At 46.7% G+C, this 26,775-nt stretch carries 26 protein-coding genes; 17 read left to right on the forward strand and 9 right to left on the reverse strand.

Translation table 11 applies throughout. From position 1 onward, the window contains the following. The first annotated feature begins 120 nt into the window (after positions 1-120). From RIH33_RS15260 to RIH33_RS15300, 9 genes are all read left to right on the forward strand, one after another. Positions 121-654: a hypothetical protein gene (locus RIH33_RS15260; protein ID WP_406652496.1), complete on the forward strand. Its 534-nt coding sequence runs from the start codon at positions 121-123 to the stop codon at positions 652-654. Positions 655-871: 217 nt separating this feature from the next. Then, complete coding sequence (locus tag RIH33_RS15265; protein ID WP_406652498.1) at positions 872-1,507, forward strand: hypothetical protein; 636 nt, start codon at positions 872-874, stop codon at positions 1,505-1,507. 614 nt (positions 1,508-2,121) lie between these two features. After that, complete coding sequence (locus RIH33_RS15270; protein WP_406652499.1) at positions 2,122-2,919, forward strand: sensor histidine kinase; 798 nt, start codon at positions 2,122-2,124, stop codon at positions 2,917-2,919. After that, positions 2,916-3,533, forward strand: a complete 618-nt coding sequence (locus RIH33_RS15275; RefSeq protein ID WP_406652500.1) for a response regulator — start codon at positions 2,916-2,918, stop codon at positions 3,531-3,533. Before RIH33_RS15270 ends, RIH33_RS15275 begins: the two co-directional genes overlap by 4 nt. A 111-nt stretch (positions 3,534-3,644) precedes the next feature. Then, complete coding sequence (rplS, locus tag RIH33_RS15280) at positions 3,645-3,998, forward strand: 50S ribosomal protein L19 (RefSeq protein ID WP_159583186.1); 354 nt, start codon at positions 3,645-3,647, stop codon at positions 3,996-3,998. Between the two features lie 166 nt (positions 3,999-4,164). Next, a complete protein-coding gene (gene dapF, locus RIH33_RS15285) occupies positions 4,165-4,941 on the forward strand; it encodes a diaminopimelate epimerase (RefSeq protein WP_406652501.1) in 777 nt (258 codons plus the stop codon). Between the two features lie 45 nt (positions 4,942-4,986). After that, the gene (gene secA, locus RIH33_RS15290) at positions 4,987-8,337 is read left to right on the forward strand and encodes a preprotein translocase subunit SecA (protein ID WP_406652502.1); all 3,351 of its coding nucleotides are present in this window, start codon (positions 4,987-4,989) and stop codon (positions 8,335-8,337) included. Beyond that, positions 8,316-8,819, forward strand: coding sequence for an SPOR domain-containing protein (locus RIH33_RS15295; RefSeq protein ID WP_406652504.1), 504 nt, complete (start codon positions 8,316-8,318; stop codon positions 8,817-8,819). The genes secA and RIH33_RS15295 overlap by 22 nt, the downstream gene beginning before the upstream one ends. Further along, positions 8,812-10,005, forward strand: coding sequence for a M20 family metallopeptidase (locus RIH33_RS15300; protein WP_406652506.1), 1,194 nt, complete (start codon positions 8,812-8,814; stop codon positions 10,003-10,005). The genes RIH33_RS15295 and RIH33_RS15300 overlap by 8 nt, the downstream gene beginning before the upstream one ends. 10 nt (positions 10,006-10,015) lie before the next feature. On the opposite strand, the gene RIH33_RS15305 is transcribed toward RIH33_RS15300, so the two are convergent. After that, positions 10,016-11,140 carry a porin gene (locus RIH33_RS15305; protein WP_406652508.1) on the reverse strand — a complete coding sequence of 375 codons (1,125 nt, stop codon included), beginning with the start codon at positions 11,138-11,140 and terminating at the stop codon, positions 10,016-10,018. A gap of 190 nt (positions 11,141-11,330) precedes the next feature. Between RIH33_RS15305 and RIH33_RS15310 the strand changes: the two genes are divergently transcribed. From RIH33_RS15310 to RIH33_RS15325, 4 genes are all read left to right on the forward strand, one after another. Beyond that, positions 11,331-13,055 (forward strand): Na/Pi cotransporter family protein, encoded by a 1,725-nt coding sequence (locus tag RIH33_RS15310; RefSeq protein ID WP_406652510.1) that lies wholly within the window; start codon positions 11,331-11,333, stop codon positions 13,053-13,055. Between the two features lie 43 nt (positions 13,056-13,098). Beyond that, positions 13,099-14,247: a Na/Pi symporter gene (locus RIH33_RS15315; RefSeq protein WP_406652511.1), complete on the forward strand. Its 1,149-nt coding sequence runs from the start codon at positions 13,099-13,101 to the stop codon at positions 14,245-14,247. Between the two features lie 68 nt (positions 14,248-14,315). Further along, positions 14,316-14,669, forward strand: coding sequence for a phage holin family protein (locus RIH33_RS15320; RefSeq protein WP_406652512.1), 354 nt, complete (start codon positions 14,316-14,318; stop codon positions 14,667-14,669). Next, positions 14,659-15,054 (forward strand): hypothetical protein, encoded by a 396-nt coding sequence (locus RIH33_RS15325; RefSeq protein WP_406652513.1) that lies wholly within the window; start codon positions 14,659-14,661, stop codon positions 15,052-15,054. The genes RIH33_RS15320 and RIH33_RS15325 overlap by 11 nt, the downstream gene beginning before the upstream one ends. Here the strand turns inward: RIH33_RS15325 and RIH33_RS15330 are convergent. The 7 genes from RIH33_RS15330 to panC all read right to left on the reverse strand — a co-directional run bounded on the left by RIH33_RS15330 (position 15,044) and on the right by panC (position 20,742). Beyond that, positions 15,044-15,958, reverse strand: coding sequence for a helix-turn-helix domain-containing protein (locus tag RIH33_RS15330; RefSeq protein ID WP_406652514.1), 915 nt, complete (start codon positions 15,956-15,958; stop codon positions 15,044-15,046). The genes RIH33_RS15325 and RIH33_RS15330 overlap by 11 nt on opposite strands. 126 nt (positions 15,959-16,084) lie before the next feature. Beyond that, positions 16,085-17,224, reverse strand: a complete 1,140-nt coding sequence (locus RIH33_RS15335) for an acyl-CoA dehydrogenase (protein ID WP_406652515.1) — start codon at positions 17,222-17,224, stop codon at positions 16,085-16,087. 142 nt (positions 17,225-17,366) lie between these two features. Continuing rightward, positions 17,367-18,062, reverse strand: a complete 696-nt coding sequence (locus RIH33_RS15340; RefSeq protein ID WP_406652516.1) for a zinc metallopeptidase — start codon at positions 18,060-18,062, stop codon at positions 17,367-17,369. Positions 18,063-18,068: 6 nt separating this feature from the next. After that, positions 18,069-18,557, reverse strand: coding sequence for a D-glycero-beta-D-manno-heptose 1-phosphate adenylyltransferase (gene rfaE2 / locus RIH33_RS15345; RefSeq protein ID WP_406652517.1), 489 nt, complete (start codon positions 18,555-18,557; stop codon positions 18,069-18,071). Next, entirely contained in the window at positions 18,520-19,524 is a 1,005-nt protein-coding gene (locus RIH33_RS15350; RefSeq protein ID WP_406652518.1) for a lysylphosphatidylglycerol synthase transmembrane domain-containing protein, read from the reverse strand. Before RIH33_RS15350 ends, rfaE2 begins: the two co-directional genes overlap by 38 nt. Positions 19,525-19,535: 11 nt before the next feature. After that, on the reverse strand, positions 19,536-19,886 hold the full coding sequence (gene panD / locus RIH33_RS15355; RefSeq protein ID WP_406652520.1) for an aspartate 1-decarboxylase: 351 nt from the start codon (positions 19,884-19,886) through the stop codon (positions 19,536-19,538). 7 nt (positions 19,887-19,893) lie between these two features. After that, positions 19,894-20,742: a pantoate--beta-alanine ligase gene (panC, locus tag RIH33_RS15360; protein ID WP_406652522.1), complete on the reverse strand. Its 849-nt coding sequence runs from the start codon at positions 20,740-20,742 to the stop codon at positions 19,894-19,896. 108 nt (positions 20,743-20,850) lie between these two features. On the opposite strand from panC, the gene RIH33_RS15365 reads away from it, so the two are divergent. The 3 genes from RIH33_RS15365 to glmS are packed head-to-tail and all read left to right on the forward strand — an operon-like array spanning position 20,851 to position 24,836. After that, a complete protein-coding gene (locus tag RIH33_RS15365) occupies positions 20,851-21,660 on the forward strand; it encodes a glycogen/starch synthase (protein WP_406652524.1) in 810 nt (269 codons plus the stop codon). Further along, positions 21,653-22,990 carry a hypothetical protein gene (locus tag RIH33_RS15370; protein WP_406658471.1) on the forward strand — a complete coding sequence of 446 codons (1,338 nt, stop codon included), beginning with the start codon at positions 21,653-21,655 and terminating at the stop codon, positions 22,988-22,990. Before RIH33_RS15365 ends, RIH33_RS15370 begins: the two co-directional genes overlap by 8 nt. A gap of 7 nt (positions 22,991-22,997) precedes the next feature. Further along, a complete protein-coding gene (glmS, locus tag RIH33_RS15375; protein ID WP_406652527.1) occupies positions 22,998-24,836 on the forward strand; it encodes a glutamine--fructose-6-phosphate transaminase (isomerizing) in 1,839 nt (612 codons plus the stop codon). Between the two features lie 105 nt (positions 24,837-24,941). On the opposite strand, the gene RIH33_RS15380 is transcribed toward glmS, so the two are convergent. Next, positions 24,942-25,355, reverse strand: a complete 414-nt coding sequence (locus RIH33_RS15380) for a hypothetical protein (RefSeq protein ID WP_406652528.1) — start codon at positions 25,353-25,355, stop codon at positions 24,942-24,944. Between the two features lie 94 nt (positions 25,356-25,449). Here RIH33_RS15380 and xerA point away from each other — a divergent pair, with 94 nt between their 5' ends. Further along, on the forward strand, positions 25,450-26,595 hold the full coding sequence (xerA, locus tag RIH33_RS15385; RefSeq protein ID WP_406652529.1) for a site-specific tyrosine recombinase/integron integrase: 1,146 nt from the start codon (positions 25,450-25,452) through the stop codon (positions 26,593-26,595). Positions 26,596-26,775 lie beyond the last annotated feature (180 nt).

The raw sequence follows: 26,775 nt of genomic DNA on the forward strand, positions 1-26,775 counted from the left end.
GATTACTCAGTTGCCGTTTCTCGAACCGCTGTGAAATAAAATAAATAATTCTTGCACCTACCCCCCCCCCTATTCGTATTTTCAGTCATTGTCATTTTTTCTAACCAAAATCTTAATGAAATGAAACATCTGAAAATGCTCACACTGGCCTTGATTGCATCATTAGGCTTTCAATGCTCTGAAACCGTACACGACGAAGCATCTATGTTCCCATCCGGCGAAGTTGAATATGGACCCGGAGACGCGCATCCAGATCAGGGAGAATTCATCACGCATGCCCGTGCGAATGAAAAGCTCTCTGCCTACCTTGACCTTCGAGCGGAATATCTTGCTGAGGGGAAAGAAATAGAGGGGGTTTATGGCTATGTATTTGGACTGAATAAGTTTAAGGAACTGATTGCACGAATAGATGCAGAGAACCTGAATCGCGCTGCGGAAAACCAGCTAACGGGAATTAGAATCTACAATGCCTTAACTACAAAGGAAATAGACGGGCTACCAACCACCTACAAGGATGTCTTTCTGATACCCGTGCAAAAGGATATGAGGGACATGACAGATGTGCATGTTTCGCCAACTGCACAAGCCCGTAACAATGAAGGAGAGCCGCCTATCTTAAATAATTCAAACCCATGCCCTGATGTATGTCCATAAAAAAAGCCCGATTCCCTCGGGCTTTTTTTATTACACCCTGCTCCTCCCCCTTTTACCTCTTTATAGGTATTTACAATCCCCCCATTACCCACCACTTTTGATATACTGAAAGAATCTCCGTATTTTCAGTAAAACCAAATCCTAACCTTAAAACTTTAAGAAAATGACAAATTTTAAAATTACAGGAATCATACTCTGCTCGCTCTTGATATTCTCAATGGGTTGCGATAAAAAACCCAGTGCGGATGAAAATCCATCACGTACTATTGACATAGCCGAGGCAGGAATTCAATCAAACCGAGGTGTAATCCCTACAAGAGCCACACCTGATGTGGCCAGACAGTCAGAGATAAAAAGCTACATTCGAGGCCCAAAAAAACATCGAATTACTCAGGGTGATGCAACAATACAGCTTCGTCTATTCAAGATTTGGGCAGATAGAATAAGTATACAAGCCGGAGCTGGTTCAGTTAATTGGAGCGAAGCAATGTATGGTTACTACTTTGACTTTGGCACTTTATACAATTATGTTGACAGTATCCGACAATATAACGACACACAAAGTGTAGATAGCCTGAAGATAGATGGTCTAAGATTGTACCATGGTGCCAAACTCCTGCCTTCCGGCTTCATGCCCGACGTGTTCTTCTACCCTACTCGTGACACTCTGAATATCGACACAATTGACGATGACTATGTCACATTCAGGAGTAAATTCTTCAATGGAAATAAAGCCCTCATGACGGACGAAGAGTTTTTCGAACAACTCAGAGAAGAGATTGAAAATACCCCTTTTGAAGAAGGTGGCAGCGGGTATAACGCAACCTTCCCCTGCCCTCAATCTTGTCCCTAAGGGATGTATATAGGTATGGAGAAAATCTTACAAATAACAGCCTTACTATCAACACTATTTCCAATAAGTATAGGCCTAATTAATTACAAAAGAATAGCCAGAACAGGGAGACCAATCCTGGCTATTTCTTTATTATCTTTTTGTTGTGACATCCTATCCTATATATGGGCATTGTATTTCAGAAATAATTACTGGATTATTCACTTCTTCATAATCGCACAACTTCTGTTTCTATGTGTATTCTATTTTGAATTCCTCGGCAGACAGAAGTATACAATTATCCTAGGAATTCTATTTGCTCTGTATTATTTATTTGAACTCTATATCTTGGGGATACGCCAAATCAATTCATTAACAATAAGCCTCGAGTGTATTTTCTTTATTATCTACGGTATTATTGGATACTATTATTTATTCCAACAGCAACAATACTTTTTCATAGACAAGTCTCCAGAATTCTGGTACAACACGGCAATTGTATGCTATTTCTCTGGTGCGCTTTTTTCATGGTCCATGTTCAGCTATTTACATCACCAAGATGGTAGTGGAGCTGGTATTTGGGCCTTTCACAACATCGCTAACATTCTCAAAAACATCTTATTCGCAATCGGTTTATGGAAAGTCAGAGCGGCAGTCTAGATACAGAAATGGTATTGGTATTGGGCACCAGCGGCATGCTACTCCTCACAGCAGCCATTGCCATCTTTATTTACCTCTATCAGCGGAAGCTGATCAAGCGGAAGCTGGAATATCAAAAAATCGAAGACCTCCTGAAAAAACAGGAACTCCGCTCCGCCTATGCCATGCTGGCCGGCCAGGAGAAAGCCTATAAACACATCGCCGAGGAACTGCACGACAACCTCGGGAGTATTCTCGTTACGCTCAATATGTTTGCTGATACGCTCCAGAAAAAAACAGACCCTGAATCCCAAAGAAAGCTGGCTCAAAAAATCAGTGAAGTGGCACAAATCGCCAACGAGTCTACCCGCAAGATCTCCCACAGCCTGGATTCTGGTGTGCTCAAGCATTTTGGACTAGCCAAGGCGGCCCAGGAGCTGGTAGATGCCCTCAACGAATCCCAAACCATCACAGTGGCCAGCCACATCCAGATCGGCAACACGCTGAATGGAGAAGTGAGCAAAAACGTCTATCGGATCATGCAGGAGCTGATCAACAACACCCTGAAACATGCCCAGGCCACCAAAATTAATATCGACCTCAACCAGATTGAGGATAACCTCAATTTGATTTTTCAGGATAATGGTGTAGGTTTTGACCTGGACAAGAGCCAGCCACAAAAAGGCATGGGACTGAGAAACCTGGAATCACGCGTGGAGCGAATAGGTGGTCACATGACCATCGACAGTAAAAAGAACAAAGGAACCACCACCATCATAGACATACCATTATGAGAAACATCAAAACACTGCTGGCAGATGATCACGCCATAGTCATGGAAGGCCTGAAAGAGGTGCTAAGCGCCGATGAAGAAATCTCGGTAATCGGATGTGTGCAAAACGGTGAAGAAGTCCTCCGGTTTATGAAAACCAATGCCGTAGACATTGTCATCCTGGACATCAACATGCCGGTAATGGATGGCATCACCTGCGCCCGTCATTTGAAAAAGGAATTTCCTAAAGTGAAAATCATCATCCTCACCATGTATGCCCAGCGCTCCTTTGTGGAGGAAATAGTAAAAATAGGCATTGACGGGTGTCTCCTTAAAAACAATACCGGAAAGGAGCTCATCGACGCAGTGCTGCGGGTCATGGGTGGCAGACAGTATTACGACCGCATCGGCACTTTCAACTCTCAGGAAGAAGAAGTGACGCAATACAAGCTTAGTGAAAGGGAAATTGATGTCATCCGGCTGATGTCTCAGGGGCTTACCAGCTCAGAAATTGCTGAAAAGCTCTTTATCTCCGATCATACGGTGAAAACCCACCGCAAAAACATCCTGAAAAAACTCAATGTGAGCAACAGCTCCCAGGCGGTACAGTACTGTCTGAGCAATCAACTGATTTAAAATGTCTTATACGGATTGGGTACCAATAAATTATTCAATCCCCTTTACCAATTATCAATTATTTATCTATATTTGCACTCCTTTTTGAGAAACACTCGATAGCGTAAAGACATGAGCGATTTAATTAAATTCGTAGAAGAAGAAAATAAAGCAGCTAAAGCAAATCATCCTGCTTTTAGTGCTGGAGATACAGTAAACGTACACTACAAGATCAAGGAAGGTAATAAGGAGCGTATCCAGCAGTTTCAGGGTACCGTACTTCAGATCAGAAATGTAGGGTCTACAGGTGAAACTTTCACCGTAAGAAAAATTTCAAGCGGTATCGGTGTAGAAAGAATCTTCCCGATCCTTTCTCCCAATATTGACAAAATCGAGTTGGTAAGAAAAGGAAAAGTAAGAAGAGCTCGTTTGTTCTACCTGAGAGGCAGAAAAGGAAAAGCTGCAAGAATTAAGGAGAAACTTTAATTTCTCATTCAAAATATTCATGAAGCCAACTTTACTCGTAAAGTTGGCTTTTTGTTTTTACACCGCTCGGTTTTCTACTCTGCACCACTGACGATTTGGCAGAATATTGATTTAATTTGCCCCGCTATCAGGTGAAGCGTATGGTTTTTGTCTATCATTCCTGACTATGAAGATTTCATTTCATAAATACCAAGGCACAGGCAACGATTTCGTGATGATCGACGATCGCAACGAAACTTTCCCGGCAGATAACACCGCACTGATCTCTTTCCTTTGCGACAGAAGGATGGGTGTGGGTGCTGATGGGGTCATTCTCATCCAAAACCATCCCGAACACGATTTCCGGATGATCTACTTCAACCCGGATGGCAGCAAAAGCCTATGCGGCAATGGCAGCAGATGTGCCATAGCCTTTGCCAAAACCCTCGGCATCATAGGTAACGAGACCGTCTTTGAAACCACTGATGGTGTGCATGACGCATTCATAGTGGGAGACACCGTTCATTTTCACCTGCATGATGTAGGGCAGGCCCAATCACAGGGTGAGGACTGGTTCATCAATACCGGGTCTCCACATCACATCCGGTTAGTCAAAGAACTTGACCAAATGGATATTGTACAACCAGGCCGGGAAATCCGTTACAGCAAGCCCTATCAGCCTGCCGGCACCAATGTGAATTTTGTGGAAACCACACCCGAAGGCATCAAAGTACGTACCTACGAACGAGGTGTGGAAGATGAAACCCTTTCCTGTGGTACCGGCGTTACAGCCTGTGCCCTGGTAGCTGGTTTGATAGATTATGAAAGTCCGGTGAAAGTTGAAACAAAAGGCGGAAGCCTGACCGTTTCATTTACAAAAACAGAAGCCAAATCCTTTCAGGATATTTATCTTGCCGGGCCAGCCAAAAAAGTATTTGAAGGCATCGTGGAAGTGCCTATTTGATTCAATTCCGCTTAACTTTAGACCCAATATTAAGAATATACATACATGTTAGATTTAGTCACTAAGGGATTAACGAAGGTTTTTGGAACCAAAGCAGATAAGGACGTAAAGGCCGTGACTCCATATGTTGAGAAGATCAACAAGGAATTCGAGCAACTCAAAGATATTTCAGATGACGCCCTCAGAGGCCGGACGGCCGAACTGAAGGCGATCATTGCGGAGAAATTAAAGCACGTGGATGACGAACTGAAGTCACTGCACGACCAGGTAGAGTCCGACACTCAGATGGACATCCTGGAAAAGGAACAAATATTTGAGCGCATCGACAACCTGGAATCCAAAAGAGATGAAGAATTAGAAGACATCCTTTTGGAAATCCTCCCACAGGCTTTTGCTGTGGTGAAGGAGACTGCTCGCAGGCTGACCGAAAACAAGCAGCTGGTGGTAACCGCCACCATGATGGACAAAGAGCTGGCCGCTAAGAAGGAGCATATCAAAATAGAGGGTGACAAAGCCACCTGGGTCAATAAATGGAAAGCGGCCGGCACTGATGTGGAGTGGAACATGATTCACTACAATGTGCAGCTGATCGGTGGGATTGTATTGCATCAGGGCAAGGTAGCTGAAATGGCCACCGGTGAGGGAAAGACCCTTGTAGCCACCCTACCGGCCTACCTCAACGCCCTGGCAGGACGTGGTGTACATGTGGTGACGGTCAATGACTACCTGGCCAAACGGGATGCGGAGTGGAATGCCCCGCTTTTCCAGTTTCACGGACTGAAAATCGACTGTATCGACAGACATCAGCCCAACTCCCCCGAAAGGAGACAGGCTTACCAGGCAGATATCATCTACGGTACGAATAACGAATTTGGCTTTGACTACCTCCGCGACAACATGGCCCGCAGCCCCGAGGAGCTGGTTCAGGGTAAACATCATTTCGCGATGGTGGATGAGGTGGATTCTGTCTTGATTGATGAAGCCAGAACACCTCTGATCATTTCCGGCCCTATCCCCAAAGGAGATGAGCACGAGTTTTATGAACTGAAGCCAAGGATCAACAAGCTGGTAGAAGCTCAGAAGAAACTGGTCTCTGAGTATTTCAATCAGGCCAAAAAACTCATCAAAGAGGGTAAAGAATCAGAAGGCGGATTGCCACTTTTCAGGGCTTACAGAGGGTTGCCCAAGTACAAGCCATTGATTAAGTTCCTGAGTGAAACCGGAATCAGGGCCATCCTTCAGAAAACAGAAAACTTTTACCTTCAGGACAATCAGAAAATGATGCCTGAGGCCGATGAGCCGCTTTATTTCACCATTGATGAGAAGCACAACAGCATAGACCTCACAGAAAATGGGATCGATCTGATCACAGGATCAGGTGAAGACCCTAATTTCTTTATTCTACCGGACATTGGGGATGAAGTAGCCAAGCTGGAAAATGATACCGTGCTGGATGAAAGTGAAAAATTGAAACGTAAAGAGGTGGTCATCCAGGACTACAGCATCAAAGCGCAGCGCATTCATAGTATCAACCAGCTCCTGCGGGCTTACTGCCTGTACGAAAAGGACACCGAATACATCGTGGTAGATGGCAAAGTGAAGATCGTGGATGAGCAGACCGGCCGTGTAATGGATGGTCGACGGTATTCTGACGGGCTTCACATGGCCATAGAGGCCAAGGAAAATGTGAAAGTGGAAGACGCTACCCAGACCTACGCCACCATTACCCTGCAAAATTACTTCAGGATGTACCACAAGCTGGCCGGGATGACCGGAACAGCAGAAACAGAAGCAGGTGAGCTTTGGGACATCTACAAACTGGATGTGATTGTGATCCCTACCAACAGGCCGATCGTCAGGGATGACAGGAATGACAAGGTTTATAAGTCGATCCGTGAGAAATTCAACGCCGTAGTAGATGAGATTGTGGAGCTCAGAGGAATGGGACGACCAATTCTGGTAGGTACCACCTCCGTGGAAATCTCCGAAGTACTCAGCCGGATGCTTAAGATCAAAAACATTGATCACCAGGTACTGAACGCCAAGCAACACGCCCGTGAGGCAGACATTGTGGCAGAGGCAGGCAAACCCGGCACAGTGACCATCGCCACCAACATGGCCGGTAGAGGTACAGACATTAAACTTACTCCGGAGGCCAAAGCCGCAGGAGGATTGGCCATTATCGGTACAGAAAGGCACGAGTCTCGCCGGGTAGACAGGCAGTTGCGTGGTAGGGCTGGCAGACAGGGGGATCCGGGATCCTCACAGTTCTACGTCAGTCTGGAAGACAACCTCATGCGCTTGTTTATGAGCGATAGAGTAGCCAAAATCATGGACCGGTTAGGCCTGCAGGAGGGCGAGGTAATTCAGCACAGTATGATTACCAAATCCATTGAGCGGGCGCAAAAAAAGGTGGAAGAAAACAACTTCGCCACCCGTAAGAGGTTGCTGGAGTATGATGATGTGATGAACTCTCAGCGGGAGGTTATCTACAAGCGTAGAAAAAATGCCCTCTACGGTGAGCGATTGGAGCTGGACATCAACAACATGCTCTTTGACACTTGCGAGGACATTGCCCTCAATGCCAAAGCCGACAACAACCTGGATGGATTGAAGCTCAATGCCATTAGTGTATTGGGGCTGGATTTCCACATTACCCAGGAGGAGCTCTCCAAATCCATGGAGAACGAGCTTACGGACAAGCTGTACGATGCGGCCAAAGCGCACTATAAAAACAAAAATGCGTTTACGGCTTCCAGAGCTTTCCCACTTCTCAAGCAGATTCACAAGGAAAAAGGAGCCACCGTACAGAACATTTTGGTGCCTTTCACCGATGGGAAAAAGCAGATAGGTGTCACTGCCCATCTGGAAAAATCCGTGGAAACTGAGGGAGTGGAAATGATCCGTGCCATGGAGAAAATGATTACGCTGGCCATCATAGATCAGACCTGGAAGGAACACCTGAGGGAAATGGACGACCTGAAGCAGTCGGTGCAGAATGCCGTCTACGAGCAGAAAGATCCTTTAATCATTTACAAGTTTGAAGGCTTTGAGCTTTTCAAATCTTTCCTGGGCAAAGTAAATGAGGAATGTACGTCCTTCCTGATGAAAGCGCAGATTCCGATTCAGGATCCGAACCAGGTGCAGGAAGCCAGGGATCAGCGAGCTGCCCGCAACTACAAGGAGTCCAAAGAAGAAAGTGGTTCGCTGCTCAACAGAGGGCAGGCCAACCGACCACCTGCTGAGAAAGTGGAGCCGGCCAAATCCGTGAAAATCGCGGGAAGAAATGACCGGGTCACAGTACAATACGGGGATGGATCAGTGAAAAAGGATGTGAAATACAAAACAGTAGAAGAGGATTTAAAAAACAACAAATGCATACTCATCGAGTCGTAATCGGTCTGTTGCTCATAGGCCTTATCGGGTGTAAAACATCCACTGTCCCCACATCGTCAGAGGAGGTTTATAAGGAAGATCTGGCCTTTCTGCGGCCTTCGTTCGTTGAGGAAATAGCCGAAGAACCCGAAGCGGAAGCGCCTATGGCCAGCACCACCCTGCCCAGCGGACATTTGAAAACGGAGCTGGACAGCGTGAATCAGCTCATCATCAGCAACAATCGGGCACAGCGCTATGTAGATGGATACACCATCCAGATATATACCGGGAATGACCGGGAGGCAGCCACAGAGGCCATGAACAGAGCCATGTCCATCGATCCGCAACTGGATCCGCAAATACAGTACTACCAGCCCAGTTACAAGGTGAAGGCCGGTCAGTACATCAACAGACTGGAGGCTCATGAAGTATTTGAAAGACTGAAAGTTGAATTTCCCCTTGCCTTGCTCATCCCAGAAAGAATCCGTGTAGACTATGACTGAGACCATTGCCAAAATCAAATCCCTTTCCGAAGCGTACTTTTCAGACATTCAGGCCATCAGGCATCACCTTCACAGCCATCCGGAGCTGTCCTTTCAGGAGTTTGAGACTGCCGACTTTATAGAAGCGGAATTAAGAAAAATGGGCATTACCGATTTTGAGCGCAAAGCTGAAACCGGCATCACCTTCATGCTCAAAGGCCGTGAAGACAATGGAAAAGTAGTGGCCATGAGAGCGGATATAGATGCTCTGCCCATCATTGAGGCCAATGAAGTGCCGTACAAATCAAAGCATGAAGGCGTCATGCATGCCTGCGGACATGATGTACACACTTCCTCCTTACTCGGCGCTGTGCGAATCCTGAAGGAACTCAAAGACCACTACAGTGGTACCGTCAAGGTGATTTTTCAGCCGGGAGAAGAAAAACTACCCGGTGGGGCCTCAGTGCTGATCAAAGAAGGGATTCTCGAAAACCCAAAGCCTGACAGGATTCTGGGGCAGCATGTAATGCCGCTCATTCCTGCCGGCAAAGTGGGTTTCAGAAAAGGCATGTACATGGCCAGTGCGGATGAAATCTACTTCACGGTGACCGGAAAAGGCGGACATGCCGCCATGCCGGAAAATACCGTAGATCCGGTCCTCATCACCAGCCACATCATCGTGGCACTCCAGCAGATCATTAGCAGAAACTGCAGTCCAAAAACACCGAGTGTACTCTCCTTCGGGCGAGTGGAAGCACTGGGCGCAACGAATGTGATCCCAAACGAAGTAAAAGTGCAGGGTACTTTCCGTACTTACGATGAAGAATGGAGAGCTGACGCACATGTGCGCATGAAAAAAATGGCTGAAGGCATTGCAGAAGCCATGGGCGCAAAATGTGACTTTGAGGTGATGAAAGGCTACCCTCATCTTAAGAATCACCCCGAATACACTCAGTCAAATATGGAAGCCGCCAAAGCCTATTTAGGCGAGGAGAATGTGGAAGAAATTGACCTTTGGCTGGCTGGAGAAGACTTTGCTTTTTATTCCCATCACGTAGATGCCTGCTTTTACCGGTTGGGTACCCGCAATGAAGCCAAAGGGATTACCTCGGGAGTGCACACCCCCACTTTTGACATTGATGAGTCCTCCCTCAAAATAGGAATGGGGCTGTTTGCCTGGCTGACCATTGCTGAGCTCAATGCCTGAGTCAGGGAGGTTACAGTGCTAATTCCATCTGAACCCTGAAGCGTAGATAATCATCGGTAGTATCCATGTAGGAAATGTCACTTTGTACCTTCAGGGAATGTCCCACGATGTATTTAGAAAAGCCTAAGGTATATTCCTGAGCCTCGCTGATGGAAGAATTGACACCCAATGGCTCAACTGTGGTGTATCTCCCGGCAATCTCATAGTTTGACTTGAACACATACCCTAAAGCAGTCACAAAGCCCTTTCCGTAACCGAACCCGGCTACCTCATCCGATGCAGAGCGGTGAGCATATTCTGCATTCCATGACAAGCCCTGATATTTGAATACCGCATCTACAAGCCAGGTAGACAGGTCAGAATAGATAAAATTATCATCTGAATCCGTCAAAAAAGAACCAAGATTGCCCCGTGATCTTGGTGTATGTTGATTGTAGTCATAAGTCACTCCAACCGCCAATTTCGGACTCGGTTGTCTTTCGGTATCCGCTCCCATGTAATCACCTTTTGACTTAAATAACCCCATGGGTAAAACCTCCAGGCGCGTGGTATACTGGCGACCATTGTCGGGATTGTCCACCACTACACCCCTGCCCTCCCCAAGGGAGATGGCAAGCGACTCTCTGAATACCACTCCGGAACCCTGGACAGCCCGCAATTGCAAGCCAATGTCCCGGTCAAGATTAAATCTGGAATTGACCAGGCTCCTATCCACAAACTGCATATTCTGAGAAGACACGACACGTTCCCTGTTTCCGGGAAGCTTGGTTTGGCCCACCCATAGTTCAACACCCGGCGTAAACTCCCACTTCACCACTGCATCGAGGATAATATTCGCAGTGTGTCCGATCTCTTCCATACTCCCTGAGCGAGAATCACGGTTGGAAATCCCCAACTCCATTTTGTATTTGATATTGGGCCGGAAGGCATAGCCATCAAACTTCAACCTGTACCGGCGTATCAGCAGCTGTTCATTCCACTTGCCACTTTCCAGATACTTTTCTCCTTCATAGAGCGTCTGAAACCTTAACCCAAGCTTTAACGAAAAGGAAGAGTCTTTAGCCTCTACCCTGATACCCTTACCCCAACTGGCATCAATGGGGATCTGAGCCAGGCCATACCCCGAATAAAACAAGCAAACAGAAAAAAGTACAATTGTAAAACACCCTCGAATACTACTCTCCACTTTATAAATAAGGTCAAAAATTATCGATACTATTAAAAAATTGTTAAGCCAAACTTACCAAGAACATCCCGATAAGTTAATATTTGCTTAACATAAGAGTTGTATTTTTGCACTGTTTTTTACCCCAAACAGAACAATTATGGAATTTGGATTAATGGATGGACTGAACCTCTTAGGTTCCCTTGCCTTTTTCATCTACGGCATGAAGATCATGAGTGAGGCCATCCAGCGAGTGGCTGGCTCCAAAATGCGTCAGATTTTGAACTCAATGACGTCCAATCGTTTCAAAGGCGTACTCACTGGTTTTCTCATAACCGGACTGGTTCAGTCTTCCTCAGCCACCACGGTGCTGGTAGTCAGCTTTGTGAATGCGGGTTTGCTATCCCTGGTAGAGTCTATCGGGGTGATCATGGGTGCCAATATAGGAACCACGGTTACTGCCTGGTTGATTTCCATTGTTGGTTTTAAGGTGAAGATCTCGGCTTATGCTCTCGTGATTATAGGGTTGGCCTTTCCAATGTTATTTTTCAGCAAAGACCGTATCAAATCCTGGGGAGAGGTTTTCATTGGCTTTTCGCTACTTTTCCTGGGCCTCGCCTATCTCAAAGATGCCGTTCCTGATTTGAAATCAAACCCCGAAATCCTGGCTTTTCTCAGCCAGTATTCTGATCTCGGGTTTCTTTCTGTCATTCTATTTGTAGGAATTGGCACACTTCTTACCGTCATCGTTCAGTCCTCCAGTGCCGCCATGGCCCTCACCCTGGTAATGGCCAACAATGGATGGATTCCTTTGGAGCTTGCAGCGGCCATGGTGTTAGGTGAAAACATCGGGACCACAATTACCGCCAACCTTGCTGCCATTGTAGGAAATGTGCATGCCAAGCGCGCGGCATTCGCACACTTTATATTTAACGTCTTTGGTGTTACCTGGATCATTCTGGTAATGGGTCCATTTTTAAGCCTGATTTCCAGCTATATGGTATTCCAGACAGGTCTTTCTCCTGAAACTAACCCGGAATCCGTACCTATCGCTCTCTCACTTTTCCATACCTGTTTCAACGTTTTAAACACCATTTTCCTATTGGGATTTGTCAAAAGCATTGCGGCCATCTGTACCCGTGTGGTTAAGCCAAAAGGAGAGGATGCAGATGAATTCAGGCTGGAATACATCGGTACGGGACTGCTCAATACGGCAGAGCTTTCTCTGGAAGAAGCACAAAAGGAGACTGTCGCTTTCGGTAAGGTCATTGTGAAAATGTCTAATACCGCTAAGGATTTACTCTCTGAGCCTAAAGAGAAGAAACAGAAAAAGCTCATCAAAAAGATGAGAAAATTTGAAGAAATCACTGACCAGTTGGAAGAAGAGATTTCAAAATACCTCTCTCGGGTGTCTGACGGAAGCCTGAGTTCTGCCACCTCCACCAGAGTAGTGAGTCTGCTGAGCATCATCAATGACATGGAAAGGATCGGAGATGTATTCTTCCAGATGTCCAAAGATTTTGAAAACAAGCAGAATGACAAGGTTGGTTTTACCAAAAAGCAAAAAGCTAATCTGTTTGAAATGTTTACCCTGGTAGATGACGCGATCCATAATATGGTCACTAACCTCAACAGCAACTACTCACACGTCACTCTTGATAAGGCCCTTGAGCTGGAACAGGCCATTGATGATTTCAGAAATAAGCTCAGAAAAGAGCATATCCATCAAATGGAAAGTAAAAAGTATGACATCCAGGTAGGTGCGCTCTACAAGGACCTCTTCCAGTCGATGGAGAAAGTAGGTGACCATGTAATCAATGTATCTGAGGCCATTACGGGAGAGTCTGAACGAAGTTTAAAACGACAGGAAGAAGTTGTTAACTAAGTTCTACAATCTTACTAAAAACACACCATATCGTCCTCAGGACATGAAGACCTCCCAATCCATTAAAGGGATCGCCAGTATACTTCTGGCCGTTTTCGGATTTTTTGTTTCCATTCACCTGCTGGGGCTTAGCTTCCAGTCGATCGGAAACGGATTTTCGCAGATCTTCGATATGGCCTTTGCCAACCCTGCCATTGGTCTGTTTATAGGCCTGCTGGGTACGGCTATCCTGCAAAGCAGCTCCACCACCACCTCCATGGCAGTGGCGGCAGTGGCAGCGGGCTCTGTGTCTCTGGAAAATGCCATACCGGTGGTAATGGGGGCAAACATAGGGACCACCCTTACGAGCACCATCGTGTCCATGAGCTATATGACCAAGACTGGCGAGTTTAGAAAGGCCGTCTCAGCAGGTACGGTACATGACATCTTTAATGTGCTCACTTGTATTCTACTCTTCCCTTTAGAGCTCCGTTATGGGCTTTTGAGCAGACTCAGCACAAGCATCGCTACCGTGGTACACACTCCCAAGGCGGTGGATACCTTACCGAATCAGTTATCCATTTACCACTGGCTTGATATTGGAGGAAACCAGCTTATCAATTGGTTTGGTCCGTTTGTGCTTTTGATTGCATCGGTGGTTTTACTGTTTTACATCGTGAAGAAAATTTCAAACATCCTTTACGATAAGCTTATTGGCAATGCTCAGAGTAGGTTTGAGTCTATTGCCTTTCAGAATACATTCAAATCGTTTGGGTGGGGATTTCTGCTCACCTCCGTCATTCAGAGCAGCTCACTTACCACTTCGCTCATTGTGCCACTAGCCGCCACAGGCAAGGTAAAACTCAAGCGAGCCTTTCAGTTCATCATGGGAGCCAACCTGGGCACCACCATTACGGCATTGCTGGCGGCGCTGTTCAAAAGTGAAGCGGCCATTAGCCTGGCGATCGCCCATTTTCTGTTCAACAGCATCGGGGTATTGATTTTTCTGACCATCCCGTTCTTCGGACGGATTCCGCTCTACCTGTCAGACAAACTGGGAGCCATTTCGCTCAAATATAAAGTCACCGCGTTCGCGTACATTCTGGTCGTTTTCTTCCTGCTTCCGTTCACGCTCATTTATTTTAGCAAAAGCGGAAATATGGCTTCCTACGAACACAAGCAGCCCTCCATAGAGCTCACCTCAAATAAATAGTTCTTTAAACATTTAGGGGTAGAGCGATATTATATATATTGTCAAACGCATACAAAAGCACCTAAGACATGTCTGTAATCAATAAGCTGGTGGATAAGTTGTCTGAGTACATCCGGCTCAAGGGAGAAAAGCTCAAGTTGGAAATCATCGCTCAGGTGGCCAAGCTACTGGCGCATTTTGTGGCCTTTCTCACCATCGCCATCATCGGATTATTCCTGCTGATTTTTCTTTCCATGGCCCTCAGTGCCTACCTCAATATGATACTGGACAGTCCGCACCTGGGCTACCTCATCGTAGCTGGCTTTTACTTCATCATGCTATTGATCATCTTCTTCCTGCTCAGGTCCAATAATATCCAAAAATGGCTGGAAGCCCTGTTTGTTAACCTAAGTGAAACCATCGCCGAGCAAAATGAAGAATAAAAGATCCGGAATCTGGATGAAGAAGAAATCATCACTGGAAGCCCGGGAATCACGGGTAAAGGATGAATTGGAAGAAGCTTCTGAAAATTTTGAGTCCCAGGTGAAAAAGGTGGTGATCATCTCACTGATCTCTGGCGGAGTGGTCCTTGCCGGCTACACCTTGTTTAAGGCCCTGACCAAAGAAGAGAAGCCTCCGGCTCAGCCGCCCAAAAAAACGGCCGAAAAAGCTCAGCAAATCAAGGTGAAGGAAGGCTTTAGTGTGAAAAAACTTCTGCTCGAAAAGGCCACATTGGCTGCCATTCAGTTTGTGGGCACTCAGCTGGCCCTGATCCTTTCCAAAAAAATGGGAACAGAGAGTGTGGGAAAGAAAAAGACTACACGTTAATCAACGATTCTCTTCTTCTCATCTTGCCCGCCGGTATGCCAAACATCATTTTGAAGCGGCGGCAAAAATACGCAGTGTCCTTATAACCCACTTCCTTGCCGATCTCCCGGATGCTCATTTTGGAAGTGCGGAGCAGGTTGACGGCCTCTTCCATGCGCTGGTACTCTATGTAGTCCTGTGGGTTGATGCCTGTTAGCATTTTGAAGTACTGACCCACATAATCCTCAGAAACATTGGCCACATTGGCCAGTACCTTATTAGAAAGGTCCTCGCCAAGGTTTTCTTTGATGAAGGTGAAAATATCGATGAGCCTGGGGTCTTTGAAGTACGTGCTATTGGTGGCAAACTGCTCCACAAAGAGCCCCTGCTTCAGGATGTATCGGATCAGCTCCACCACCAACTGTTCAGTCATCACCTTCACGATCCGGCCCTTGCCCGGAGAACTGGAAGTTACCTCCGCGTTGATCCCTTTGATGAGCGACCTGATCTTTCCAGAGTCCACAATTTTGAAAGGGGGTATATCCAGCGAGGCAAAGAAGTTCACCGAATCGAATGCTTTGGCCTCAAACGACACATAGCTATAACTATCAGGCGCCTGGGCTTTTTCTATATAGCTTTGGAAATAAAGCTCCTTATTGTTCAGAAAATCGTCCTTTGAAAGGCTAATCGGGTTGTTGATGCCATAAGATACGGTCACCTGCCGGCCACCCGGCACAAAAAACACTTCGCCCTCTCCACAAACCTCTTTTTCCTTCCCGAACCTGAGGTGACCAGTGTTTACCAATACCAATGAGTTCTCTATGTCATAGTTGTTCTCAATGGTCACTGGCTTCAAAATATTAATATTCTTAGCTTTAATAAAGCGAACCCCCAGTGATTCTATAATCTTATTGTAGTCTTCCACCAATCTTTATAATATAATTAAATGCGGATAATAGACGATTATTATCTCAAATAATTGTATAAATCTAATATTAAAAATTGGAATAAGCCAAATTCCCGGTGAGGAACCACCGGGAATCAAATTATATTATTTCAATACGTTTCTGGAAATGACAATTTTTTGAATTTCTGAGGTGCCTTCATATATCTGTGTGATTTTGGCATCCCGCATGAAACGCTCCACATGATACTCCTTCACAAAGCCATATCCACCATGTATTTGCACCGCTTCCACGGCATTCTCCATGGCTACCTGGGAGGCATACAGCTTGGCCATGGCACTGGCCTGTGAATAATCTTCTTTTCTGTCCTTCAGCATGGCAGCCTTCAGACAGAGCAGACGCGCCGCCTCTACTTTGGTGGCCATATCGGCTATTTTAAACTGGATGGCCTGATGCTGGGCGATTTCCTTCCCAAACGCCTTACGCTCCTTTGCATAGGCTATGGATCGCTCCAGAGAGCCCGCTGCTATGCCCAGGGCCTGAGAAGCTATCCCAATCCGACCTCCATTGAGTGATTTCATGGCCAGAGTAAAGCCAAAGCCGTCTTCACCGATCCTATTCTCCTTAGGCACCTTCACATCCGTAAACATGAGAGAGTGCGTATCAGAGCCCCGGATGCCCAGCTTATCTTCCTTCTTGCCTACTACGAATCCTTCCCAATCCCGCTCCACAATCAGGCAGTTGATTCCTTTATGTCGTTTTTCGGGGTGCGTTTGGGCCATGACCAGGTACACAGAAGCCGAGTTGCCATTGGTAATCCAGTTTTTTGTTCCATTCAACAGGTAGTGGTCACCCTTATCTTCGGCAGTTGTACGCTGTGAGGTGGCATCTGATCCGGCCTCCGGCTCCGACAGACAAAACGCTCCGATCTGCTCTCCTGTAGCCAATTTGGGCAGATACTTTTGCTTTTGCTCTTCAGATCCAAAATGCTCCAGCCCCCAACACACCAGGCTGTTATTCACCGACATCACCACGGATGCAGAAGCATCTACCTTCGAGATTTCCTCCATGGCCAGCACGTAGGATACCGTATCCATGCCGCCACCGCCATATTTCGGGTCCACCATCATTCCCATAAATCCCAGCTCCCCCATCATCTTGATCTGCTCAGCCGGAAATTCCTGCGCATTGTCCCGTTCTATTACTCCTGGCAAAAGTTCCTTCTCTGCAAAATCTCTGGCCGCTGCCCGAACTGCCTGCTGCTCTTCAGTTAGGTTAAAATTCATGGTATGTTGTTTTAAGTCTTAGAGGTTAAAGTTGTTTTTAGGTGAAGCAAAAATAAGGAATTTTGTTATGCATGCATAACATTTGGAATCAAAAAAAGCCTCTGGAAATGAGGCTTTTTTGCAAATTTTATTCTGTTTTCAGTTAATCCCTACTGCCACCTAAGTAGATCATTACCCAGTAGAGCAAAGTGGCCAGTGCAGAAAGTGCCGCGATCACGTAGGTTTTTGCAGCGGTGTCCAGCGCATCTTTCGCCATTTTGTGCTCGCCAGTGTTCACGATGTTCCGATCCTGAATCCAGGCCAGCGCTCGTTTGCTGGCATCAAATTCCACTGGCAGGGTGATGAAGGCAAAAAGGGTGAACACCCCGTAACAGGCTATGATCACCAGAATGGCCAGATTGAATGGAATGATGGATGGCAAAAGGAAGGCACCAAAGAACATCATCATGAAGACCACATTGATGATCTGCCCACTGATATTTTGAATGGGTACCATCGCCGACCTAAACTCCAGGAAGCTATAAGCTGTGGCGTGCTGTACGGCGTGTCCGCACTCGTGAGAAGCCACGGCTGCTGCCGCTGCGGATCTGCCATTGTAAACATCCGGGCTGAGGTTCACGGTTTTATTCGCCGGGTTATAATGATCCGTGAGCTGTCCCTGTACAGACATCACCTTCACATCGTGGATCCCATGATCAGCCAGCATCAGCTCGGCAATTTCGCGACCTGTGAGGCCTGTGGACAGTGGGATTTTGGAATATTTCTTAAACTTATTCTTCAGCCGGGTACTTACCACCAGGCTGGCAATCATAAATCCGATAATGATAATAAATAACATCTTCTTCTATTCGTTTAAACGCTTTATTTGTTCAATTATGCTCGTGGTAGAAAAGCCTTTCGTTAATTCGATCAGCTCCACTCTACCTCCTGTTCTCAATACGATATCTGACCCTGCGATGTTGCCTGTCTGATAGTCACTGCCCTTCACCAGAACGTCCGGCAGGACCTCCGCAATCAGAGACGCTGGAGTATCTTCGTCAAAGATCACCACCACATCTACAAATTCCAATGCCGCCAACATTCTGGACCGAATATTTTCATTATTCAATGGCCGGTCTTCTCCCTTGAGTCTTTGCACGGAGGCATCCGAATTCAGGCCTACAATCAGCCGGTCACCTAAGCGGCGGGCTTTCTCCAGACCATCGATATGCCCCAGGTGCAGCAGGTCAAAACACCCGTTGGTAAAGACTATCTGCTGCCCATCACGTCGCCACTGCGCCACCATGACAGGGAGCTCACTTCTGCGGACGATCTTCTGTGCGGTCGGGTTCATTGTTCTTTTTGATAAAAACCGATGCCAGGAGGGCTATACCCCCAAAGATAGCGATCGCTACGATCTGCGAGGTATGCAGTAGGGTAGCCAGAAAAACACCCGTAGTCTTTTCCACAGAATACAGCACCAGCATGGCACTGATGAAGGCATGATAGGTGCCTATACCACCCTGCACCGGCACTGCCAGGGCGATGCCTCCAGTCACCAAAAGCATGATCCCGGCCACCCAGGAGAGGTGGGCAGTTTCCGGAATGGAAAACACGATGATGTAGGACATGAAGTAATACGTGACCCAAAGCACGATAGTAGATAGTACAAAACCCCATCGGTTTTTTACATCTTTCAGAGAAAGGATGCCCCGGATCAGGTCCTTGATGAATGAACGAATCTTGTCATTTTTTACATACAGGACATAGCCCAGTATCAACACCGCGGCACCGCCGATCACTATCAGCATCCCCGCCTTCCACATCAGTCCTTCTACATCCTGGAGCCCCGAAAAAATGTTCGTAAGAAACTCGATCAGCCGATCGTACTCCAGCACCAGTGCCAGCAAAATCAAAGCAATGAGGGTGAACAGGTCAATGATCCGCTCGGTAATGACTGTTCCCAAAGAGGTGGACACGGGTACATCATCGCTCCGCTTCATCATTCCGCAGCGGGTCACTTCACCCAGCCTCGGAAAAGCCAGATTGGCAAGGTACCCCACCAGCACGGCCAGATTTGTTTTGTGAACGTTCAGATTTGGGTACCCCAGTGGCTTAAGGAGAATATTCCACCTGTAGGCCCTGGCATAATAAGCCACCAGAGAGAGTAGAATAGAGACGATGACCCAGGTGTAATTGACCTGCCTGGATTTCTCGATGAACTCGGAGAAATCCACATTTCTGAACGCCAGGTAAAGCAGTGCCAGCGCCAACCCCAATGAAAATGTATATTTTAAGACGGAAGTGGCTTTTTTAATCATCAAAGCGCTTTTCAGCTAGTGAGTCTGTTTTTTTCGTCAGGGAAAATGATGACTGGTGTGTGTGCTTTGGCTTTTTCCTTTTCTACAGAGCAATAAGAAATGATGATGACAATGTCTCCCACCTGAGCTTTGCGGGCCGCCGGGCCATTCAGACAAATCTGCCCGCTACCGCGTTCTCCTTTGATTACATAAGTCTCCAGGCGCTCTCCATTGTTGATGTTGACGATTTGGACTTTCTCGTTTTCCACCAGATCGGCGGCATCCATCAGGTCCTCATCTATGGTGATAGAGCCTACATAATGGAGCTCAGCCTGGGTGATTTTCACCCTGTGTATCTTGGATTTTAATACTTCTATTGTCATCTCAGCTTCAATCTTGCCGCAAATATAGGTTATCAATTAATCTTATGCCCTCTACGTAGCCAGCAACACATAACGCCACCGGCTGAGAATGGTTTTCAGTGATCACCGAAAGGTCATCAGGATCTACCAACTCCACATATTCGGCTTCCAATCCCGTTTGTCCCTTATAGAAATCAATTATGGCCGTTTTAGTTTCATTTGGGGATTTTCCTTCCTCCCAAAGGGCCTTTCCCATCGCCAGCCCCTGGTGGAGCTTACTGGCTATTTCCAGCCCCCCGGATGTCAGACGTTTATTTCGGGAAGACATGGCCAGACCCGATGGCTCCCGAACGATGGGAAGTCCAATGACCTCCACCGGAAAAGACAGGTCTGCCACCATTCTCCTGATCAGTAAATACTGCTGCAAGTCCTTCAGCCCAAAGTAGGCACGGTGCGCATTGGTATGATGGAAGAGCTTGGACACGACCACCCCTACGCCCGAAAAATGCCCCGGGCGAAAAGCTCCTTCCATGACATTGGCCATTCTGCCAAAATCCACCTGCACCTCCGGGGAAGTGGGATACATGTGCTCCACATCCGGTGTGTAAACCAGGTCAACCCCCAGCTTTTCCAACTGCCCCAGGTCGTCCTCCAGGGTTCTTGGATAATTGGTGAGGTCCTGAGTATTGTTAAATTGAAGGGGGTTCACAAATATGCTGACTACCAATAAATCATTGGCGGCTCTGGCCTGCCTGACCAGTGAAAAATGCCCCTGATGGAGGGCTCCCATCGTGGGAACCAAACCAATTTTTTTACCGTTGGATTTTAAATCTTCCGTGTATCTAAAAATGTCATTGGGGTGCTTAATGACCTCCATCAAACCAAGAATTAATGTTGCCTAACTTATTGAAAACGTTGATAATATGGCAAATTTATGGTAATTTTGAGGTCATTTTAGATAATCCTCAATAAAATAGCACATCGTATGTCGAATTTAAGAATCCTTTATGTGGCAAGTGAAATTAATCCTTTCCTGAAAACTACAGAAGTTGCTGATTTTGTCAGAAGACTTCCGCAGGCTATGCAGGAAAGGGGTATGGAGATCAGGATTTTAGTTCCAAGATTCGGATTAATCAATGAGCGGAAAAACAGGCTTCATGAAGTGGTAAGGCTCTCCGGCATCAACATCTCTGTTGGGGACGAAGAAAAGCCTTTGATCATCAAGGTAGCCTCCATTCCAAATGCCAAGTTACAGGTTTACTTCATTGATAATGAAGATTACTTTCACAGAAAGTCAGTCTTCTTCGATAAAGAAGATAATTTCTATGAAGACAATGATGAGCGCGCAATATTTTTCTGTAAAGGCGTTTTAGAGACGGTGAAAAAACTGGGCTGGTCACCGGACATTATCCACTGTAACGACTGGATGACAAGTTTGATCCCACTGTACGTAAAAACGACCTACAAAAACGATCCGATTTTTAAAGAATCAAAAACTGTCTTTACCATATATGATAACAATTTCAGCCATAAATTTGGGGCTGATCTTCTGGAGAAGGTGAAGATGATCGACATAGATGACAGTATGCTCGGACCACTCAAAACTGCCGATTATGAAGGTTTTGTGAAAATGGGTGTGGAGTATGCAGATGCTGTGAACATAGCGAATCAGGAAACTACTGAAAGTTTCAAGAAGTTGATGAACGAACTGGCGGACAAAAGAATTGATACCATTGAGAAGGATGAAAATTTCGAAGATTCTTACTTTAACTTATACAATGAACTTGTTGGATAAACTAACATACGGGATTACATCGGGACTGGCCATTGCGCTGGTCCCGTTTTTTTTTGCCTGTGATGACCCCAGTAGGCTGGGATTGGAGTTAGAATCTGAGGACAACCCTATTGTCACTCAAAAAATGGAATTTGTCCTGCCTGCCTCTACCATTTACATAGACAGTCTTCGCACCGATCAGTTTACCCACAGTATTTTTGGGCAGTTTGAAGACTCTATTGCCGGCAAGGCCACAGTGGTTTCTTACAACCAATACAACATCTTTGGGGGTGTTCTGCCAGGTGGAGATTCTTTGGAGTATAGCTCCACCGTGCTCTCCTTAAAAGTGGCCGGACAGCGGGCACAGCGTGGACTTGCAGGGGAGCAGGTCATCATTCATGAGGTGAATGACACCCTCTACAACCAGCCGGTGTACCTGGCCGACCGTAAACTGGATCACAAACCTAACGCCATTGCAGATTACACGTTTGACTTTAACCCCCTGACGGATTCTATTATTCAGATTCCGCTCTCTGACGCTTTTGGACAGTTTTTATATAAGCGTCTTGAAAAAGCCACCCTGGGAGGTGTCAATCAGGATTCGCTGCTTTTGGGGATGTATCACTACCCTCCTTTGGCGCTGATCCCTGGGGCAGGTAACAAAGGCCTGTTTGCATTTGACCTGAGAGACGATACTACGAGGATTTATGTGAACATGAAAAGTGCCTCAGGTAAGATCTATCAGTTTTCCTTTGACTTCTCAGACGCACACTATTCGCAGATAGACAGAGACCGGAGCTCGGGTAAGTTCAGTGATATTGTGGCTGAATATGAAGAGAGCAACGTCATCACCGGCAGAACGCATCTGGACATGGTGAGTGGCCTCTATACCAAACTTGACCTGAGTCCCTACACGGATTTTGTGAAGAGTCATGAGAACTTTATCATCAACAGAGCCACCATTTCCATGGAGGTGGTTCCGCATGATGAATTCTCCTATATAGAGACTGTGCCTTTCATCAGAAACTACTTCATCAAAAGCAATGGCAAGATCAATGGCTCGGGTGTGAGCCGGGGCGATGGCTTTAACAATGCCATCCTGACGGAAGCTGACTATACCTCATCCAACTCCACAAACATCCTGACGATGGCATACAATAAGGATGACTCCCAATATGCCGCCAACGTGACCCTGTTCACTCAGATACTGGCCGATGACTATGTCCTGAGCGACAAGTTCTTAACTGAGCACCTGGTCATCACCAGCCCTGAAACCATCAGCCTGGGTCAGACCTCATTCAATAAATCGGGCATGAAACTGACCATTTTCTACACCACACTAAAAGACTAGATTATCCATGTGCGGAATCGTTGCTTACCTTGGAAACAAACCGGCTTTCCCCATACTGATCAATGGACTGAAGAGATTAGAATACAGGGGGTATGACAGTGCCGGAGTGGCATTGCTGGAGGATGGAAACCTCACGATCTATAAGAAACAGGGCAAGGTACAGCAGCTGGAAAACCTGACCAACGGGCACACCTTTGACAGTACCGTGGGCATAGGACACACCAGATGGGCCACTCATGGTGAACCCAGCGACCGGAATGCGCATCCCCACTTCTCCAGCAACCGCCGGTTAGCCATCATACACAATGGGATCATTGAGAATTATGGTGCCCTGAAAACAGAACTTCAGGAAGAGGGGTATACTTTTGAGAGTGACACTGATACGGAGGTATTTATCACCTTCATCGAGGATATTCAAAAAACACTGGGTGTAAGCCTGGAAGAGGCTGTACGTGTGGCCCTGACCAAAGTGGTAGGTGCCTATGCCATCGTGATTATGTCTCAGGACGATCCGGGTAAGCTCATTGCTGCCCGAAAAGGCAGCCCATTGGTGATCGGCCTGGGCAAAGGTGAATACTATGTGGCCTCGGATGCCACGCCCATTATAGAATTTACCAACGAGGTGGTTTACCTCAATGATGAAGAAATTGCCATTATTACCAGAGAGGGTTTTGAGATTGTCAACACCAAAGACATCCCACAGAAGCCCTACATCCACACCCTGGACCTCAAGCTGGAGGCCATAGAGAAAGGTGGATATGAGCACTTCATGCTCAAAGAAATCTTTGAGCAACCCAGATCCATCGCTGACTGTATGCGTGGCAGAATCAACGCCGCGGAGGGCAGGTTGATGCTTGGAGGCATCAGAAACTACAGCAGTGCGCTGACGAATGCGCAGCGCATAGTCATCATCGCCTGTGGTACTTCATGGCATGCCGGGCTGGTAGCCGAGTATCTTTTTGAGGACATTTGCCGCATCCCGATAGAGGTGGAATACGCTTCAGAGTTTCGGTATCGAAATCCCGTAATCAGAGAAGGTGACATAGTGATCGCCATTTCCCAGTCGGGCGAAACGGCTGATACCCTGGCGGCCATTGAGCTGGCCAAGTCAAAAGGGGCCATTGTATTTGGGGTCGTAAATACTGTGGGGTCCTCTATTTCCAGAGCTACCCACGAAGGGGCCTACCTGCATGCCGGACCGGAAATAGGTGTGGCCTCTACCAAGGCTTTCACCGCACAGCTCACGGTCTTAACCATGATCGCGCTGAGTGTGGCACAGCAGAAGGGCACCATCTCGGACGTGAAGTTTCGCGAGCTCCTGGTGGAACTGGAAAGCATCCCCAAAAAGGTGTCAAAAGCGCTGAAAAGCGATGACAAAATCAAAGAGATCTCTGCACTTTTCAAAGACGTGCACAACTTCCTGTATCTGGGCCGGGGGTACAATTTCCCTGTGGCACTGGAAGGCGCCCTGAAGCTCAAGGAAATCTCCTACATCCATGCGGAAGGTTATCCTGCAGCCGAAATGAAGCACGGCCCTATTGCCCTAATTGATGAGAACATGCCGGTGGTATTCATTGCCACCAGAGACAGCTCTTATGACAAAATCGTGTCCAATATTCAGGAGGTGAAATCAAGGAAGGGAAAGGTAATTGCCATAGTGACAGAAGGGGATGTGCTGATCCCCAAGATGGCGGACTTCACCATAGAAGTGCCCGCCACGCACGAAGCCCTGATGCCGCTGGTGTCTGTGATCCCGCTTCAGCTTTTGTCCTATCACATCGCTGTGATGCGCGGCAGCAACGTGGACCAACCCAGAAACCTGGCCAAGAGTGTGACAGTGGAGTAGTGCTTTTTGCAAAAAAAGTGATTGCCACAGTTGGAGAAGTCTGCGCTTGCTAGTCGTTGACTCTTTGTCTGGGGTTCAAATTCTCCTGTGACACTTTGCTACTATTTAAGTCATTTTCCAGGGATCAAATTTCCCTTTCATGTGTTCCTGATACTGGATGATCAGCACCTTTTGGACCGGTACTTTTTCTGTGCGTGATTGCTGGAGGATTGGCGCAAAGCCATACTCATAAGAGAAGTAATAGGTGAGTGAACCCTCCTGGTAGACCGATGAAAAATACTGAAAGGAAAAGCCCAGATCCACCAGTCGCTCTTTTCGTACGGTGGCCTTCCCGTCGGGACATAATTTAAAAAGGATGCTTCGGTTTTTTCTGATCTGCCTGTTCACTGCGGCTATGACCCGCTCTGTCTTGCGCTTGTGTCTATTGTGAAAATTGGCCCGGCACTGACTGTCGCAGAAGCGTTTATCGATGCGGCCTGCCAATGGCTTATCACAGGTCTGACATTTTTGATGGTCCATCTCTAAAAATTTATCCGTATTAATATACGTTTATTAACGTAACTATTCGCTTATAAACCAACTTAAGTTTTGTCTTTTAGCGTGGTTTAAGGCCATGAAGCCTACATCCAGAGAAAGACACATCACGCTTAAGCATATTTTGATTGATTCGCAGCGAATGATCGGGATTAAGTTTTACCCTGACAAGGTGCTTGACGCGCTGATCAAAACACTTGATCATCCACGCTGGAGTGAGCAATACGGGCTTATTCTGATTAAAAACACGCCAAAAAACCTTCAAGACATCTTTGAGAAATTTAAAGGTGTGGCCTGGATCAACGTTCAGCACTTTTTCACCAACCGGCCTGTTTTTGCCGGGAACAGCCTGCTGAGTGTGGATGAGTATCGCAAAAGGCCAATCAAAGCTGGTTTTCGGCAGTGTCCGGAGGCATTTTACCAAAAGCTGGAGATCAGAAAATATAGCTTGAACACCGCCCGTGTTTACATCGGCATGTTTGAGAGGTTTATTAACCACTACCGAACTGTAGAAAATCTGCTGGAGTTGGGTGAGCAGGAAATCATCAACTACCTCCAATCCCTTGTCCTGGAGGGAAAATCGGATTCTTATATCAACCAATCGATCAATGCCATCAAATTTTACTATGAGGTGGTACTGGAGATGCCGAACCGCTTTTACCGTGTGGAACGGCCATTCAAAAAAGAGTCTCTCCCGAAGGTAATCAGCAAAGAAAGTGTCCTCCGAATGATTGCCCTGTGTCCCAACATCAAGCACCGATGCATCATCGCTTTGCTCTACTCCAGTGGCTTACGCAGAGCTGAGCTGCTCAATCTCAAAATCAGCGACATAGACAGTGAGCGGATGACGATCAGGGTGAGCCAGGGAAAAGGTAAGAAAGACCGGGTGTCACTGCTCAGCAAGCGACTGCTGGAGGATCTCAGGCAATATTACCGAATCTGGAAGCCGGTGACCTACCTATTTGAAGGCCCTGATGGAGGACAGTACAGTGCGACCAGTGTGGTGAAAATCATAGCTAGGGCGGCCAAAAGGGCCAAAATCAGCCAGCGCGTCACTCCGCATATGCTCAGGCATTCGTTTGCCACCCATCTATTGGAAGCTGGTACTGATCTGAGGTATATTCAGGCCTTGCTTGGTCACAGCTCCACGCGCACGACAGAAGTATACACCCACATAGCCGTTAATGGTTTGTCCAGGATTCAAAATCCATTAGATTTGGATTAATATACAAGGCGAGTAACAACCACACAGGTGTTGTTACCCGGCGTTAGATGCCACTATACGGAACGCAGAATGAAACTCCTGATCTTACTTTTATCCCTGAACGCCCCCGAACCCAAGGAACAAGTCTCAAAATTCTACGACTGGTATCTGAACATGCTTGAATCTGGCGAAATTTATCAA

Origin of the sequence: Marinoscillum sp. (assembly GCF_040222955.1) — a bacterium.
GTDB lineage: Bacteria > Bacteroidota > Bacteroidia > Cytophagales > Cyclobacteriaceae > Marinoscillum.